Raw genomic sequence first — 15971 nt, forward strand, 5'->3', positions numbered from 1 at the left:
GAACCTTTGGTATGCGTCCTGCTTACGCTATGCTTTGAAAACATTGATAGGATCATTCAAACATGAACAAATTAATTTCTTTATTACTGAAAGGGCTAGTAGCCGTTTTGCCGATTAGCTTAACTGTCTATTTGATTTATTGGTTATTGGCAACCGGCGAAGCCATCGCACAGCCTGTGGTTTTATGGTTGATCCCAGATATTCTTTATTTTCCAGGACTGGGCTTGATAGCTAGTCTTGGCGCTTTAGTGTTAGCCGGTTCCTTGGTTAACATGTATGGCATCCGTTATTTCGTGACACTGAGTCAAAATGTTTTTGAACGTATTCCGTTAGTTAAATCTATTTATGGTGCTTTCAAAGACATGATGATGGTGTTCAACATATCGGATAAAAAGGAGATGAAAAGTGTTGTATCGATTGAATGGGATGGCGCACAGGTAATTGGTTTTATTACAGGAGAGCAAACAGGGCAAAGGCTGTTTGGTGATCAAAACTTGGTCGGGGTGTATGTGCCTTTGAGTTATCAAATCGGTGGTATGACGTTTTATATTTCGCGAGATCGTTTAACTGAGTTGGATATTGGCGTTGAGGAAGCGATGCGTCTTGCGCTAACTGCAGGTGTTCAGAGCTCTCCTAAAGAATAAGGAAGTACGTCATATTCTGTTAGTGTAGATCAGAATATGACGCTCATTGGATCTATAGTGCCTTTCTTATACCCAAGACAATATCTTCCGTTGAAGGTATTTGTGCATCAGGACGCATAATAATATGGTGGTCTTCATAGCGGGGAGTATAACGAAAAGGTACAGTAGAGAAGAAAATACCAACTGTTGGTGTATGGGTTGATATACCTATATTGCGTACACCAGTATCAGGTGCTACAAGCAATGAAGATTTTGCAACTAGAGTCACCAGTTCACCTAAACTTAGACAGGGTTGGATAGTGAAAATAGGTGATTTTTTTGTAAGGTCTTCTAAATAACCACCTTTTTCAAAGTCATTTTTACCTTCTAAATAAATATGTTTTATATTAGGCAATTGCGTAATGCTTTGCTCTAATACTTCACGCATTTTCTCTTTTGATAACACCTTACGTACTTGAGACGCTCCGTTAAAATAAAGAATGAAAGGATCCTCTTTTTCGCATAATAGCTTATTATCTGGATAAGCAAAGTCTAGGCGAATAGGTGGGTTGTGTCCTAAAATTCTTAGCATATCTAGCATCGTTTCTACTTCGGCTTGAAAGTCTGATCGATAAACGCACAGGTTATATAAAGTTCCGCGCAGAAATGATTTGTATGGGAAGCCAGCCTTTATTTTTGCTTTAGTAAGGAATGTCATCCAGTAAGAGCGATTTGTACTAGCAAGGTCAAAAATAATATCTTGTTCACCTAAGTCTTTGATGTTGGCAAATTTACTCTTGAAGTTGTTAGATTCTTTCAACTCTTTGCCTGGCATGATGTGAACATGATCTGCTAAGTCTTTAGGTAAGCCATACTGGTAGCCAGAAATACCCACAAGAGTAATTTTCGCGTTTGGAAAAAAGCGTCTGGCTTCAACAAGAAAAGGTCGTAATATTACTTGATCCCCAAGGGCTGCATGGCGAATAATGGCTACATTTTGTACATTAATAGGATCAAAATCTGAGGTTAAATACTCGCGTGCTTTTTTTGTAGCGTATGCTCCTCGCTCGAACCAAAGGTTCTTCATGCTTTTAAGCCATGGGTATTTCATGTGTTTTTCCTAATATAAGAACACTAAATTTTATTAAATTAACAAGTTAACGATTGTTCGTTATTAAGTTTTCATACTTAATATGAATTAAAACATAGCGCTAATGTAAGGTAAATTAAGATCTTCGCTACAACCTAAGACAGATATATTATTTCAATGTATCCGTTTTTTGTGAAAACGGTTACATCATAGGGTATCTCCACTGATGATCCTATTGAGTAGTTTAAATGGCTTGATTGTCGTTCTTACTAATAAAACTAAGGTTATTTATGAAATTATTTGCTAAATGTCTTCTATTAATGAGAAATAGTCTTAAGGTCAAAGGGCGTCATAATATAGAAATTGATAGAGACGCTCGAATTCGAGGTTGTGACATCATTATCAAGGGTAAAAATAACACGTTAAAGATTGCTTCTAACGTTAGCTTAAAAGGAGCTTATATTGAAATTATTGGAGAGGGCTGTTCTCTTATTATTGGAGAGGGCTGCGTTATAGGTGAAAACTGTTACTTATCTGCTCGAGAGAGAGGTACGCAACTTACTGTCGGCTCAAATTGTATGTTTTCTCGTAACGTAAATATTATGACCAGTGATGGGCATGACATATTAAAAGAAGGGGTTCGAATTAATCCTGCAAAAAATATAGTGATTGGGGATAATGTCTGGCTCGCTGAGAATGTTACGATATTAAAGGGTGTTCACGTTGAAAATAATTGTGTGGTCGGTATAAATTCAACTCTCACAAAAAGCATTGAAGAGGGTGTTATTGCAGCAGGCGTACCTGCCAAAGTATTAATAGAGAATGTAAGTTGGCAGAATCAATTAACGTACTAAACATAAAAACTTTAGATTTTTGTAAGTTTTCTTTGTAATACTCTTTTGGATGTATTTTTTATAAAGATATGAAAGCGGCAACTTTATAGGTTTCACTGAAAAACGGCCTTATGCCTGAATGACATGAGACCCTTTTTTGAATAAAGTTATTTTTAGTTAGATTGTTGGCGACTTACTTACTCGCCTTACCTTCGAAAAACATATTTATTGTGAAGTTATCAGTACCAATTTTTTTGGTATCGATATTAAAATCAGAAAATTTCAACTCAGCAGAACCTTCGAATCCCGCGCGGTAATCTCCCCAAGGTGACTTACCCTCGCCAATAAGAACCGCATCAAATGAAATTGTTTTCGTTACACCATGCAAATTCAAGTCACCGTTCACTTCCACTTTACCGTTGCCCATATCTTTGATGCTGGTACTTTTAAACGTCGCTGTTGGGTATTCTGAAACATCTAATATGTCTGAACTCATGATGTGTTTATCACGCTTAGCGTGATTGGAATCAAAGCTGGAGGTCTGAATAGTCACTTCGATGCTTGAGTCATCTATCTTGTCTTTATCGTATTCAAAGCTGCCAGAAAAATCATCAAATCGGCCTTTTACCCAACTTATGCCGATATGGCTTACTTTCACATCAAGTTGTGAGTGAGCACCAGACCTTACGTCATCAATCACGTAAGTCGCTGCGGTAGCAAAACCGCTTGTGGCAACAGCAAGCGAAAATAGAGTACTTTTAAGTAATGTGTTCATTGCTTCTCCTTAATTCCTAATATTTTTGTCAAAGTTGAGTCTTTATCAATAAAGTGATGTTTTAACGCGGCGGCGGAGTGGAGAGCCACTAAGCCAATAAGCGCAAAAGCTGAAAAGTAATGTACTTCTCCAGCGTAGGTTGCCTGATTTTCAAAAAATTCTGAGGGGCCGGGTAATATGAACCAATCAAAAATATTGATGCCTTGACCGCCGGCATAACTGATCAGCAGACCAGAAAATAGAATGATGAATAGCAATGAGTACAGCGACTTGTGAGCGATATGACTAGCGGTGTTAATAAGACTGCTGTTCGTTTTAGGTGGTTTTGGCGTTTTATTGGTTAAGCGCCAAATAACGCGAAATACCATGAGCGCCAATACAATAAGACCAACCGCTTCATGAATTTGTGGCGCCAAGGTATAAAATGAATCGTAGTAGCCTAAATCCATCATATACAAACCTAGCGCAAACAAGCCGACGATAGGTAAAACAAGCAACCAATGAATGACGATAATCGTCCAACCCCATTGGGAGTCTGTATTTTTATAATGTTTTATCAAACTCATAGAGCACCCAACAAATCCGCTTTATATAAAAATTTAGACTAATCACTAAGTAATGAGTTCCCATCTTTTTGTTTATCCTTAATTTATGCTTTATTTAAAGAAGGAATCGTTGGTGGATCTTTACTAGAAGTCATTGGTGTCAGGCGTAATATTCTTTATTATGCATTTCTATTTTATCGATGAGCTACTTTTATTAATGAGTAACGGGAAAATGCAGAAAACAGTAATCATTGTTGGCGCAGGCCCTGCAGGCTTAATGGCAGCAGAAGGCATTTGTGCCGCAGGTCATCAAGTTCATGTTTATGACGCAAAACCCAGTGCTTGCCGTAAGTTTCTGTTGGCTGGGGTGGGTGGTATGAACATTACTCACTCCGAAGCCTACCCTGAGTTTATTCAGCGTTATTATGACAAAGCTGAATGGCTTAATTCAGCTGTTTCTAAATTTGACTCAAACGCTTTGAGTGATTGGATTCATGATTTAGGCATTGAGACTTTTGTAGGTTCTTCTGGTCGTGTTTTTCCTAAAGATATGAAAGCAGCACCTTTGTTACGTAATTGGTTAAAGCGTTTACGTGAATCCGGCGTTGAGTTTCATATGCGACATAAAATGATTGCTTTAGAGCGCAATCAAGCGACATTTGATCATAGTGGTGAACAGGTGATTGCGAAGGTAGATGCTATTGTTTTGGCAATGGGTGGCGCGAGCTGGCCAAAGCTGGGTTCGGATGGCGCTTGGGTTTCTGTGTTACAAGCTAAAGATGTTGCTGTTGCAGAGCTACAAAGTGCCAACTGCGGCTTTTACAGTGAGTGGAGCGAGCATCTGCAAACTAAATTTTCTGGCGAACCGCTAAAAGGTGTCGCGTTTTCGTTTACTTTAAATAATGAGCAAGTGATCACAAAAAAAGGTGAGTGTATCGTCACCAAAGACGGCATGGAAGGCAGTTTGATTTATGCGTTTTCTAAGTATCTACGAGATGATATTAATGCTGGTGGAATGGCGTTGTTAACAATTGACCTTTTACCTTTGAAAAGCGAAGGCGAGTTAATCAAAAAACTGAGCAATACCAAACCAAAAGAATCCTTCAGTAAATATCTTAAGCGTACACTTGGTATAAGTGGTGTTAAGGCGGCTCTACTGCATGAGGTTTTCAACAAAGAAATGTTTCAAACACCTGAGACATTGGCGCATTGTTTGAAATCCGTGCCCGTCAGCTTTTATAAAACCAAGCCCATTGAAGAGGTGATATCCAGTGCTGGTGGCGTGTGCGAAAGTAGCGTTAATGGTCAACTGATGATTCGTAATTTACCTGGCGTATTCTGCGCTGGAGAGATGCTTGATTGGGAAGCACCAACAGGTGGGTATTTATTGACAGCATGCTTTGCAACAGGCCATTTAGTAGCGGAAGGCGTCATTGATTGGTTAGATAATTAGCCAATCTGCCTTCTATTTATAACGGAAATCGCCCGACCATACACTAAGCATGATCGGGCGGTTGTGTTTTCAGTCATTTGTTTTAAGTTACTTATTTTCGGGTAGACCGAAAGAATATTGCACGCCAACCGACATTACGCTATCTAAGTAATGATCTTTCAAGTCTTTCACTAAGCGATAATCAGCACGAAGATTTACATCTTGATTCAGAGCATATTGGACACCTCCTCCTGCATTTACTAATAAGTGGGTACTTGAGTCTGTGCCTCCAATATCATTTACCCCTACGCCAGCGGCAACGTAAGGTGTTAGTTTTATCGTAGTGAACTCAGGTAATGCGTATAGGGCATCAAGGCGATATTGGTTAAGGTTATGGTTTTGACCGCTCTTATTTGCGTCTGAATGTAATACAACTGCTTCTACCGCTAATGGACTATTAGTTTGGTAGCCAATACCAATAGAATAAAAGTTGTCGTCACCAGCTTGTCTGTCTCCATCTGCGTTGTAAAGGCCGATACTTGGCGTCACAGTGAATCCTTCTTTTGGTGGTTCTGCGTATACCATTGTTGCGAGTGATGAAGCAATTAATACACCGCTAAAGAGAGTACGTTTTGTAAAATTTGTAGACATAATAATTTCTCCTAATGAACATGATATTTGTTGTTCACTAGCTAGAATACGCGGATTATTACACTTGAGAAGATGTCTGGAAATTCGCAATAAATAGGACATTAACCGTGGTTACTTAATTGTGACGAAAGTCTGACTTAAGCGACAGTTTTGAGCAGATGCATAATGTTCAAAATCAAATTTCAGCTCGGAAAAGTGCAAAAAATAGATCACTTATTACAATAGATTTTCACTTTAAATGAGCTGCTATTAATTAAGGCGTGACTAAGTACAAATGGATTGAAAATAAAAATAAGTGAAGTATAAAAAACAAAAAAAAGCGCCTAATGGTGATGGTTCCATCAGACGCTTTTTATTATCTTGTATTGTCTTAGTTTGAAATAACAGCCGTCACTCTGCGGTTAATTCTTCGGTTTTCAGCAGAGTTATTACTTACTAATGGTTTTTCTTCGCCGTATCCAATAGCACTGATACGGTCTTGAGAAATACTAAAAGAATTAATTAATACATCTGTAATCGCTTGAGCGCGTTTTTCAGAAAGCGCTTGGTTGTAGCTTTCTGTGCCTCGATCATCTGTATGACCTTCAATAACAGCATCGGCTTCTGGATACTCTGTTAGAAAATCTGCAACTTCTTCGATTTGAGCGTAGTATTTTGGATCAATGAGGACAGAGTTATTAGCGAATTGAACATCTAAGCTAATAGTTTTAGCTTCTTCCAACACTACATAACAGCCTTTAGCGTCAACTTTTGAACCTGCAGCTGAATTAGCACACATGTCTAAGCTATTAACAACACCGTCATTGTCTGTGTCTAAAGAACAACCTTTTGCATCGACAGCAGTGTTAGGGCGGGTGTTTAGACATTGATCAGCGTGATTAGCAACGCCGTCTTTATCGTCATCTAATGCACAACCTTTTGCGTCAACAGAAACGCCACTTGGCGTATTTAGACATTGGTCAATATGATTGGCAACACCGTCTTTGTCATCATCTAATGCGCAACCTTTTGCGTCAACAGAGACACCACTTGGCGTATTTAGACATTGGTCAATATGATTGGCAACACCATCTTTGTCATCATCTAATGCGCAACCTTTCGCATCAACAGAAACGCCATTTGGCGTACTTAGACATTGATCGTTTGTGTCGATAACACCATCGTTGTCAGTGTCTTGTACTTTATCTTTTACACCGAAGGCGTAATGTAAGCCTACAGTCGTTAGATTATCGAATTCGTGGTCTTCAGTGTCATTAATAAGACGGACATCCGCACGAAGTGCTAATGAGTCATTCAACGCATATTTCAAACCACCACCAACATTGATTAATGCATTGTTAGGGCCTGAACTGAAGTCCGTTGTACCAACACCAGCAGCTAAATAAGGCGTTAATAGGTCGCTTCCTTCTAAATGATACAAACCATCAAGGCGATACTGGTCAACATCTATATCACTGCCTGAGGTTGTTTCACTGTCTGCATTAACGTAAACAAGTTCAATTGCCCATGGATTACCGAATTGGTAACCTAAACCAAGAGAGAAAGCCGTAGAGTTATCTACACTACGGTGATTGTCCATATTGTAGTAACCAATACTTGGCGCGATAGTAAAGCCTTCTTCAGGTTGGGCCTGAGCGACAGATGATGCAGCAATAAGACTTGTAAGAAGAATGCACTTATTTCGTAAAAAAGACATTTGGTAGTTTCCTGATAAATGTGGGCAGCGATAACTTAATGATAGAGCAAATTTTTTTGTTTGCTCTAAAGTTCCTTATTATCACCTAAGTTAATAAGAAAGCGGTGATATTGATACAAATTCAAACATATCCCTCAATGCTTACAAAGCAGTTACTAAAAAGTACTTTAGCTCCTAGTAAAAGTATGAAATTCACATTGCTATTATCAGGATAGCATTTTTTTCTCCCTCAAAAAGTGTCGTGAAAATACTCAAAGAGATTAGTGTCATGGAGTATGGCTTAGTCATGACTAAGCGTTTACGTAATAGCCAGATTCAATACACAGTAGGAGTGGGAATGTGCGGAAAAATAGAGGAAAAGGTGTAATTAATTACATGATATTTTCATTTTAAGAAACTAGAGTTAGCAGACAGGCATTATTTGTTCAACAGATTGCTCGATGACTAGGGAAAGTGTGAATACGCACTCTTGTTTCTGTGTATAGATAAAAACTTGTTATTCGTATCCTCCACCGTAAGCTCCTGATAAATACCATTTGTGTTAATGGTATTTATCAGCTTGCGTAAGATATTTTCTAACGCTAATCTTATTACTAGGCGGAGGGCGTCGGATTTTTCGATGCCATCTAGGATGGAAACTCTGTCGATTTTCAGGATGACCCAGTGCTGTAAGGATGCAGCGAAAACACCTTCACTTAAGTCTGTTTAAGATTCCACAGTAGAAAATCATTTAGATCATCCTATTTTTGGGCTTTGTCAGAGCTTCAACCTTTTTTCTTGTGTCTTATTGCGAGAGGAAAAAATGCGCTCTTTTTGATTGTTATCGATGTTAATTCAGCAGTCTGCAAAGTAGATGACGAATTTTCTTATTCTCAGGAATATTATGAACAGAACACAAACGTTCACAGAGCTTCTGTATGAAACCATCACAAATATCAATGTTTGGCAGGATGTCTTAAAGCATGCATGTAAAATAACTCATGCAAGTAAAGGAATGATAGTGCTCAGGGGGAGGCGTGATGCAGAATTATTCATTTCCGAGAAGCTTTATATTGAGCTGAAAAGTCCAATGCTATATGGGTTTTCTACCAAAGAGATTAAAGCTTACGTTATGGAGTATTCCCAGTGCGATCCATGGGGGAAGATTACAATAGAGCATCATCCTATTCGCCCTTATGCAGTGTCTAAATATCTACCAATCCAAGAGTTACAGAAAACCAAATTTTGGGAATGGATTAAGCCTCAAGAAATAAGTGACTCAGTTACCGTTGAGATACATGGAACTGCAGATGTTTGGGTATCAATTAATTTATTTTTTAATCATAACAATGAAGAAGTGAGGCAATCATCATTAGCGCTATTGCAAAATTTTCAGAAAATAATGTATGACGTTTGGAGGCTTGGTCTGCAATTTAGAAACACTAATTCTTTTCCAGAAAGTTTGATTTATTTTTTAGAACAGCAAAATTCAGCCTCTATTATAATTGATCGTAATTTAAATGTTTTTCATACAAATAAGAAAGCGGATCTGATTCTTTTAGATTCAACGAATTCGATTATGAAGATATCTAATCATCTACTGATAAGAAATAAAGAAAAGCATAAAAACCTAAGAGAGTCAGTTTCCAAATTGTCGAACAAATTATTTAATCCAAAAAAACCACCATATACAGCAATACAACTGGATAATTGGGTGTGTACTGCAACCCTATTAAGTGAGGGCCAAAACATAGTCGGTGAAGACACCGCTTTGTGTCTTCTCACTATTAGCTCTAAAACGATAAAGTCGAATGCTCAACTTATTCCTGTTTGGGAGAATTCCATCCTTACTCGTCGTGAAAGTCAGTTGGTAAAAGTACTTGCGCTAGGAGGAATGGTTGTTGACTTTCAAAACGAATATGGAATAGCCAAAAGCACAGCGCATGCTCACTGGGGAAATATTAAAAAAAAGCTAGAAATAGTGGATCGAGCACAAATCTTCGCTAAACATCAAATTTTCTTAGAAAACTAATAACTAGTTCTTATTTATTTTCTACCATAAACCAATACCATAACTTCGTTGTGAATTCATAATAAACAAGGAAGAAATGGAAATGAATAGCTTTCTAAAAGCAGGGATGATTTTTACTGTTGTGTACAGCTTAATAGGTTGTTCCGCGGTCGATACAATAACTAAAAAACAAGATCTTATTGTTGAGTCTCGACTTAGTCACTCAATTGTCTTAGATCCAGTAGCCCCTTCAAAGCGCATAATATATGCAAGAGTGCGTGATGTAAGTGGTAATGAAATGCGCAAAGATATGCAGAGAAAAATTGTTGATCATTTGACAGAAGAAGGTTTTACCATCACAGAAGATCCTGAAAAAGCAAACTTAATGCTTAACGCTACGATTATTTCAGCCAGCAAAACGACAGGAGACGAGGCGAATAAACTACTTTCTAGCGGGTACAAAGGCGCAGCTGAAGGTGCTTTTGTTGGCGGCAGCATTGCGGCATTAACAGGTAGTTCAAAGTTAAATACTTTAAAAACAGGCGCGATAACCGCTGTAGGTGGTTTTTTCGCAGATACTTTTGTTGAAGATGTTTACTACACATTCGTTATGGATGTTGAGTTACGAGAAAGACCTTTGGAAGGAGATTCTATTACGAACTCTAAAAAAAGTGTTAATACCAAAAAATTCAAAGCTGGAAGTACAACAAATCGTACGATTAGCAAAAGCTCTGTAACACGCGGTGAAAACTATAATTGGGTCGTGTATGAGCTTCGTATAGTTACTACAGCTAATCAAATTAACCTTGAAATTGATGAAGCTATCCCCGCAGTACAGGATAAAACGGCTTACAGCCTATCTGAATTAATGCTTTAAACCGTACAGGATGATGGGCTTAAGGTATGTTTAATATCATATATTTAAGCCTGTTCTCCTAACATAGAGCACACTATATTATGGTTCGTATATATTTAGTATTAGCAGGTCTTTATGGATATTGAGCGCTTTAGGAAAGGGTGAGTTGGAGAGCTTCCAAAACATTGATAGAAGCTCTGCGTTTATATAAACGGAGCGAGATTAAACAGCTTCACCTACTTCCGCGACGTCAATCACGGCGTCTTCTGCCTCTGCGCTTTTCAACCATTCTTGCATGGCAGGATGAGCCAGCATTGTTTTCAGGTAGTCTTTTGACTGCTCAGACACCTCAATGCCATAAGTTGCAAAGCGGAAAACGATAGGAGCAAAAAAAGCATCCGCTAAGCTGAATTCACCAAATAAATAATCACCTTTGATTTCATTCTGGGTTCTTAGTTTTGCCCAAGTGTTATCTAACCATTCAACTTCTTTTTTCGCTTCTGATGACAAGAATATTTTTTTCTTCCCTCGGCAGTTCATTGGCATTTCACCACGTACGGCAAATAAACCAGAATGCATTTCGGCAACATAAGATCGAGCTTCCGCTCGTAGATTTTTATTTTCTGGCCAGCCTCGGTTATCCAAATGGTTTTCGTTAAGGTATTCACAAATGGCTAATGAATCCCATACGTTGATGTCACCATCGACTAAAACGGGTACTTTGCCAACAGGCGAGTGCTTGACCAGTTCACTATAAAAATCGTCAGTGAACAGACGAAGTTCGATTTCTTCAAAAGGAACGCTAAACGCTTTTAAAGCCAACCAAGGTCGTAAAGACCATGAAGAGTAGTTTTTATTACCTATGATGAGTTTCATAATGTTTTCCTTTTGTTTGATATCTCTATTTAATGTCTCTATTCAATGGAAATCATTGTTACAGCTTGTTTTTTGAAAGACTAACGAATAGTTTTGATGCTTCCTATTCCAAACATTGATAGATGGCTTTTTCATGGATACTGATGCACTTCGTAGTTTTATCGCTTTTGTTGATACGGGCAGTTTTACCCGCGCCGCAAAACAGACGTTTCGTACCCAAAGCGCGATCAGTATGCAAATGAAACGCCTAGAGGAAGAAACGGGTCATGCTTTGTTTGTGAAGGAAGGGCGAAACTTAGGGTTAACCGAGCAAGGGCAGCAGCTAGTGAGTTATGCGAGGCGGCTTGTTTCTTTGCATGATGAGGCGCTTGGGCATTTCTCGGCGCATCTTCAGCATCCACCGTTAACCATAGGTTGTCCTGACGATTACGCTGAATCCGTGTTGCCTTCCATTATTGAATTGATTCGAGATGCGTTGCCAACGCAAAGCTTACGCATTGTCTGTGATTGCAGTACTCAGTTGCGTCTGATGTTAGATCAAGGAAAAGTAGACCTTGCGATATTAACCCGTGCGCCTGATGCAGAGGAGGGTTATCTGCTCAAACACGATTCTGGCGTTTGGGTAAAAGGCGCAGAGGCACTTTTAGAAGATAAAGAAAATAAACAAAAGACGGAAAAAGTAGAAGATGCGAATCCATTGTCTTTGGTGTTGTACGAGCCAGATTGTAAGTTCCACAGCGCGGCCATTGATGGTTTGGAAAAGCAAGGTCGTGATTATCAAATCATGTGCAGCAGCTCCAGTGCGACGGCCATTAAGAGCTTATTACGCAAAGGCCAAGGAATAAGTGCCATGGCCTTGTCTAGCGTGTCTTATGGATTGGATATTATTAAAGAAAGTCGCTTACCAGCTTTGCCATCCGTCGATATTGTTCTCGCGGTTGCGCCGATTCCTCACCCTTCATTTGGCTCTCATTTAGCGGCTCGTTTAAGTCAGCGCTTTGTTGCAGAAAAACATTAAAACCATACTTTAGTGATGGAAGATGAGTCATTGCGTCATCTATCAGTTTCGGAAAACGCACCTTGTAGATGAAAAGAAAGTGCTTCCCAAATGCTGGTGGAAGCTCTACTTCGATAGTTTCTTCCTAAACAAACAAGGTTAATTGGCAAGCTATCTGGGTGTTGCCAATCGGTAAGAATAGGAACTAACAAATCCTTTTCAAGGTCCTCTTTTATCAATAATGGATCAATCATCATGACGCCTAATCCAAGGCGAGCCATTTCTACCAAGATACGTCCGTCATCGGTGGCAATTTTACTTGCTACTCGCACCTTTTTTATGTCGCCATTCTTTTCTTTGAATGACCAATGATCTAATGCAACGCTTTGATTTTTAAAAATTAAACACTGATGCTCGTTTAAAACCTCTGGCGTTGTTGGGGTTCCATGTTCTTGAAGATAATCTGGGCTGGCATACCATCCTAAACGTTTACCGCCAACTCGCTTTGCCATGAGAGAGGAATCTGGTAAATGACCAATTCGAATGGCAATGTCGATTTCCTGTTCAAGCAAATCCACATGATCATCACTGAAATACAGTTCCAATGAAATGGCTGGGAAATCACGTCGTAAAACATGAATAAGTGGAAGTATGAATTGTTGGCCGATAATCACAGTGCAGCTTATTTTGACTGTGCCAGACGGAGTTGACTCGTGCGCGTCTATGACTTGCTGGGAATCTTCTACTATCTTGTTTAATGATTCAGAGGCCGCTAACAAATCTCGTCCTGCTTCGGTCAAACTGAGCTTTCGTGTGCTTCTTTGAATAAGGCGCTGCCCGACTTGTTCTTCAAGCTGTTGGATCTTCTTACTAACAGATGAGCGGGGTAAATTGTATTTCGTTGCGACCGCCTGAAAGCTCCCTAAACGAACCACATTATGGAATAAATACAAATGGGAAAGGTGATTGTGAAGCTTGTCCATAACGTTCTCTTTTCAGTAAATACGAAGAATAATGGTAAGGGTTTTGGTGGCGTTATTTAAATCTATTGTTTCTAAAAAAGAAACCTATTGTTAGTTTTTAAGTGGCTAATAAGAAACCATAGAATACAGTAAACTGTTTGCATACTAATTATTGATATTTATTGGAGTGCAAAATATGTCATCAAAAACAATCTTAATCACAGGTGCGACATCCGGTATTGGTTTAGCCACAGCAAAGCAGAGCCTTAAACTGGGACACAAGGTCATCATCACTGGGCGAAATCAAGAAAAGCTAGATCAGGTATCGAAAGAGCTTGGTGTGAAAAGTTATTTGGCGGACAGCGCAGATTTAACTCAAATCGCTGAGCTTGGAAAAGCTTTGCAAAATGACGGAGTTGTATTAGATGGTGTTGTGTTAAATGCAGGCGTTTTCTATCCGACGTCTTTTGAAGCGGCCACCCCTGAGAATTTCGATGAAACCATTGCCATCAATACCAAAGGACCGTTCTTTACTTTACAGGCGTTATTACCAAGTTTGGCCGCAACGTCGAGTGTTGTCTTTACATCCAGCATTGTCGTGTACAAAGGGTTTGCAGGTTGTTCTGTTTATGCAGCGAGTAAAGCGGCGTTTGAATCGACTATTCGAGTATTAAACGTTGAATTAGCGGATCGAGGAGTACGAATTAATACTTTCCGTCCAGGTATTACTGCAACAGACATTCATTCTAAAGCAGGCATGTCAGATGAGCAGCAACAAGAAACATACGATTCTTTGAAGTCCACACCACTCGGTCGAGAACTGCACCCAGAAGATCATGTCGGCACCATCTTGTATTTGCTTGATGAGGCCTCATCCGCACTTCGAAATGCCGTGATTGATGTGGATGGCGGTTTTACGCTTTAGGAACCAATCAGGGTGAAAAAGAAGGTCAAAGATGACCTTCTTTTTCTGCTTTTAAGTGTGCGAGCTTATTTAACCTGGATTCACTTAACGCAGGCTGATAATTGGCCAACCGTTCTCTTGTGCGACTTTTTCTAAGATAGGGTCAGGATCAACGGCAACAGGATAATGTGCTTTTTCGAGTAGCGGTAAGTCGTTGTGTGAGTCGCTATAAAAGTAAGTTTCATCCATTGGGAAACCATGCTCTTTCGCCCACTGTTCTGCACGAATGACTTTGCCTTCGCGAAAGGTTGGAGTGCCAGTGATTTCACCAGTTAAGTGTCCATTTTTAACTTCAACATCCACACCCAGTGCATGCTGTACGCCTAAATATTTAGCAATAGGTGATACTAGATGTGAACCTGTTGCAGAAATAATAATTAGCTCGTCACCATTATCTTTATGTTTTTTTAGTAATGCATGAGCTTTTGGAAGCACCATGGTAAAGATTATGTCATTAATGAAATTGGTAATAATGTCATTAACTTGTGCTGCCTTTAACGTCAGTAAAGGTGATAAGGTATAACGCATATAACCTGCTAAATCTAAGGTGCCAGCATCGTATTCATTCATATACACATGATTAACGGCTAAAAAATCGATTGGAGTCGGTAGCTGACTTGCAGCTATGTATTCTGAAAAAGCTTGTGCCGTATCACCAGCCACTAAAGTGTTATCAAGATCAAAAAATGCGAGTGCCATGTAGCTTCCTTACGTGAACAATAGAAATAAAAAATAAGCCTAGGAAATTGATTGAAACTTATCCTAGAGCAACAGCGATTAATCCAATAAAAGTAATGATGACTCCGAATATTTTTGGTGCCTTTAAGGATTCTCCAAACCCAATTACGGCAAATAGAACGCCTAGTGGGATACTGAATTGGCGTAATGCCACGACATAGCTCACGTTATCCACAAACGCCATGCTCAAAATGACCAGAGAATAAGTACCAAGCATAAGTGCGGCGGTAATCAATCCTATGCGCCATTGCTTCTGTAATAGAGTTTTAAAATTTTGTCTTAGTTTGGTTGTACTTAATACAAACCAGCCCATCCAAATCACAGCAAAAGCACTTTGTAATGAAACATAAACTAAGGCTACCTCTCCTGCGCTGGCTATGGGTGTTCCTGAATGATCGGTTAACCCTCGCATGAGTTGAGTTGCTTGGTTATCTACTAAAGAATAGCCCGCAGTGGCAAACGCAGCCACGATAGCAAAGGTAGTGGTACGGTTGTGATAGTTAGCGAATTTAAAGTCTCCGAAACTTTGTAAGGGAATAAACAAACAGCCTAAGACAATCATCACAATACCTATGATGGCTTGTACAGATACTTCATTTTGTTGACCAAGAAAAAAGCTTGATATGCAGACAATAATTAAAGGCGATGAACGGGCAATAGGGTATGCGATAGACATATCTCCAGCTCGATACGCTTCAGCCAAGCCCCATAAATAAATAGATTGGAAAAGCCCAGTCATCAACAAAAGAAACAATATTTCGTGGTCAAATGCCTGAACCAAGTCCCAATGCCAAAACACAAAAGGCGAAAACAGCGCCGCCCCTGCTACCATTGTTAGGAAGAAAAAACCTAAAGTTGGACTTGTTTTCTTACCAAAAAAATTCCAACCCGCATGCATAAAGGTAGAAATTAATATAAGAACAATGGCGGTGAGGCTCATCGA

At 39.3% G+C, this 15971-nt stretch carries 16 protein-coding genes; 7 read left to right on the forward strand and 9 right to left on the reverse strand.

Features of this window, described 5'->3' with window-relative positions; translation table 11 throughout:
• The first annotated feature begins 62 nt into the window (after positions 1-62).
• Positions 63-644: a DUF502 domain-containing protein gene (locus tag IF202_RS07050; RefSeq protein WP_191594181.1), complete on the forward strand. Its 582-nt coding sequence runs from the start codon at positions 63-65 to the stop codon at positions 642-644.
• Between the two features lie 52 nt (positions 645-696).
• Here the strand turns inward: IF202_RS07050 and IF202_RS07055 are convergent, their stop codons facing one another.
• Entirely contained in the window at positions 697-1734 is a 1038-nt protein-coding gene (locus IF202_RS07055; protein WP_206705412.1) for a glycosyltransferase family 9 protein, read from the reverse strand.
• A gap of 269 nt (positions 1735-2003) precedes the next feature.
• Here IF202_RS07055 and IF202_RS07060 point away from each other — a divergent pair, with 269 nt between their 5' ends.
• Entirely contained in the window at positions 2004-2567 is a 564-nt protein-coding gene (locus tag IF202_RS07060) for an acyltransferase (protein ID WP_191594182.1), read from the forward strand.
• A gap of 172 nt (positions 2568-2739) precedes the next feature.
• On the opposite strand, the gene IF202_RS07065 is transcribed toward IF202_RS07060, so the two are convergent.
• Both IF202_RS07065 and IF202_RS07070 read right to left on the reverse strand, forming a co-directional pair.
• Positions 2740-3321 (reverse strand): YceI family protein, encoded by a 582-nt coding sequence (locus IF202_RS07065; protein WP_191594183.1) that lies wholly within the window; start codon positions 3319-3321, stop codon positions 2740-2742.
• Positions 3318-3887 (reverse strand): cytochrome b, encoded by a 570-nt coding sequence (locus tag IF202_RS07070; RefSeq protein WP_191594184.1) that lies wholly within the window; start codon positions 3885-3887, stop codon positions 3318-3320. Before IF202_RS07070 ends, IF202_RS07065 begins: the two co-directional genes overlap by 4 nt.
• A gap of 211 nt (positions 3888-4098) precedes the next feature.
• Here IF202_RS07070 and IF202_RS07075 point away from each other — a divergent pair, with 211 nt between their 5' ends.
• Positions 4099-5319 (forward strand): TIGR03862 family flavoprotein, encoded by a 1221-nt coding sequence (locus IF202_RS07075; RefSeq protein WP_191594185.1) that lies wholly within the window; start codon positions 4099-4101, stop codon positions 5317-5319.
• Positions 5320-5406: 87 nt separating this feature from the next.
• Here IF202_RS07075 and IF202_RS07080 read toward each other — a convergent pair whose 3' ends face one another.
• Together IF202_RS07080 and IF202_RS07085 are read right to left on the reverse strand one after the other, a co-directional pair.
• Positions 5407-5949, reverse strand: a complete 543-nt coding sequence (locus IF202_RS07080; protein WP_191594186.1) for a porin family protein — start codon at positions 5947-5949, stop codon at positions 5407-5409.
• A gap of 370 nt (positions 5950-6319) precedes the next feature.
• The gene (locus IF202_RS07085) at positions 6320-7645 is read right to left on the reverse strand and encodes an OmpA family protein (RefSeq protein ID WP_191594187.1); all 1326 of its coding nucleotides are present in this window, start codon (positions 7643-7645) and stop codon (positions 6320-6322) included.
• Positions 7646-8528: 883 nt separating this feature from the next.
• Here IF202_RS07085 and IF202_RS07090 point away from each other — a divergent pair.
• Complete coding sequence (locus tag IF202_RS07090; protein WP_191594188.1) at positions 8529-9656, forward strand: LuxR C-terminal-related transcriptional regulator; 1128 nt, start codon at positions 8529-8531, stop codon at positions 9654-9656.
• An 82-nt stretch (positions 9657-9738) separates the two neighbouring features.
• A complete protein-coding gene (locus IF202_RS07095; RefSeq protein ID WP_191594189.1) occupies positions 9739-10512 on the forward strand; it encodes a complement resistance protein TraT in 774 nt (257 codons plus the stop codon).
• 201 nt (positions 10513-10713) lie between these two features.
• Here IF202_RS07095 and IF202_RS07100 read toward each other — a convergent pair whose 3' ends face one another.
• Positions 10714-11367 (reverse strand): glutathione S-transferase family protein, encoded by a 654-nt coding sequence (locus tag IF202_RS07100; RefSeq protein ID WP_191594190.1) that lies wholly within the window; start codon positions 11365-11367, stop codon positions 10714-10716.
• A 133-nt stretch (positions 11368-11500) separates the two neighbouring features.
• Here IF202_RS07100 and IF202_RS07105 point away from each other — a divergent pair, with 133 nt between their 5' ends.
• Positions 11501-12385: a LysR family transcriptional regulator gene (locus IF202_RS07105; protein ID WP_191594191.1), complete on the forward strand. Its 885-nt coding sequence runs from the start codon at positions 11501-11503 to the stop codon at positions 12383-12385.
• Between the two features lie 35 nt (positions 12386-12420).
• On the opposite strand, the gene IF202_RS07110 is transcribed toward IF202_RS07105, so the two are convergent.
• Complete coding sequence (locus tag IF202_RS07110) at positions 12421-13347, reverse strand: LysR family transcriptional regulator (protein ID WP_191594192.1); 927 nt, start codon at positions 13345-13347, stop codon at positions 12421-12423.
• Positions 13348-13522: 175 nt separating this feature from the next.
• On the opposite strand from IF202_RS07110, the gene IF202_RS07115 reads away from it, so the two are divergent.
• On the forward strand, positions 13523-14251 hold the full coding sequence (locus IF202_RS07115; protein WP_206705413.1) for an SDR family oxidoreductase: 729 nt from the start codon (positions 13523-13525) through the stop codon (positions 14249-14251).
• 84 nt (positions 14252-14335) lie between these two features.
• On the opposite strand, the gene IF202_RS07120 is transcribed toward IF202_RS07115, so the two are convergent.
• The gene (locus tag IF202_RS07120; protein WP_191594194.1) at positions 14336-14989 is read right to left on the reverse strand and encodes an HAD family hydrolase; all 654 of its coding nucleotides are present in this window, start codon (positions 14987-14989) and stop codon (positions 14336-14338) included.
• A 58-nt stretch (positions 14990-15047) separates the two neighbouring features.
• Positions 15048-15968 (reverse strand): EamA family transporter, encoded by a 921-nt coding sequence (locus IF202_RS07125; protein ID WP_191594195.1) that lies wholly within the window; start codon positions 15966-15968, stop codon positions 15048-15050.
• Positions 15969-15971 lie beyond the last annotated feature (3 nt).

This window comes from Marinomonas colpomeniae, assembly GCF_014803385.1.
GTDB lineage: Bacteria > Pseudomonadota > Gammaproteobacteria > Pseudomonadales > Marinomonadaceae > Marinomonas > Marinomonas colpomeniae.

What these genes read in the sequence shown, in the direction of transcription:
- IF202_RS07085 (WP_191594187.1), bottom strand. Translation starts at nt 7,645, where the DNA reads ATGTCTTTTTTACGAAATAAGTGCATTCTTCTTACAAGTCTTATTGCT.
- IF202_RS07100 (WP_191594190.1), bottom strand. Translation starts at nt 11,367, where the DNA reads ATGAAACTCATCATAGGTAATAAAAACTACTCTTCATGGTCTTTACGA.
- IF202_RS07050 (WP_191594181.1), top strand. Translation starts at nt 63, where the DNA reads ATGAACAAATTAATTTCTTTATTACTGAAAGGGCTAGTAGCCGTTTTG.
- IF202_RS07095 (WP_191594189.1), top strand. Translation starts at nt 9,739, where the DNA reads ATGAATAGCTTTCTAAAAGCAGGGATGATTTTTACTGTTGTGTACAGC.
- IF202_RS07065 (WP_191594183.1), bottom strand. Translation starts at nt 3,321, where the DNA reads ATGAACACATTACTTAAAAGTACTCTATTTTCGCTTGCTGTTGCCACA.
- IF202_RS07110 (WP_191594192.1), bottom strand. Translation starts at nt 13,347, where the DNA reads ATGGACAAGCTTCACAATCACCTTTCCCATTTGTATTTATTCCATAAT.
- IF202_RS07090 (WP_191594188.1), top strand. Translation starts at nt 8,529, where the DNA reads ATGAACAGAACACAAACGTTCACAGAGCTTCTGTATGAAACCATCACA.
- IF202_RS07115 (WP_206705413.1), top strand. Translation starts at nt 13,523, where the DNA reads ATGTCATCAAAAACAATCTTAATCACAGGTGCGACATCCGGTATTGGT.
- IF202_RS07060 (WP_191594182.1), top strand. Translation starts at nt 2,004, where the DNA reads ATGAAATTATTTGCTAAATGTCTTCTATTAATGAGAAATAGTCTTAAG.
- IF202_RS07080 (WP_191594186.1), bottom strand. Translation starts at nt 5,949, where the DNA reads ATGTCTACAAATTTTACAAAACGTACTCTCTTTAGCGGTGTATTAATT.
- IF202_RS07075 (WP_191594185.1), top strand. Translation starts at nt 4,099, where the DNA reads ATGCAGAAAACAGTAATCATTGTTGGCGCAGGCCCTGCAGGCTTAATG.
- IF202_RS07120 (WP_191594194.1), bottom strand. Translation starts at nt 14,989, where the DNA reads ATGGCACTCGCATTTTTTGATCTTGATAACACTTTAGTGGCTGGTGAT.
- IF202_RS07105 (WP_191594191.1), top strand. Translation starts at nt 11,501, where the DNA reads ATGGATACTGATGCACTTCGTAGTTTTATCGCTTTTGTTGATACGGGC.
- IF202_RS07125 (WP_191594195.1), bottom strand. Translation starts at nt 15,968, where the DNA reads ATGAGCCTCACCGCCATTGTTCTTATATTAATTTCTACCTTTATGCAT.
- IF202_RS07070 (WP_191594184.1), bottom strand. Translation starts at nt 3,887, where the DNA reads ATGAGTTTGATAAAACATTATAAAAATACAGACTCCCAATGGGGTTGG.
- IF202_RS07055 (WP_206705412.1), bottom strand. Translation starts at nt 1,734, where the DNA reads ATGAAATACCCATGGCTTAAAAGCATGAAGAACCTTTGGTTCGAGCGA.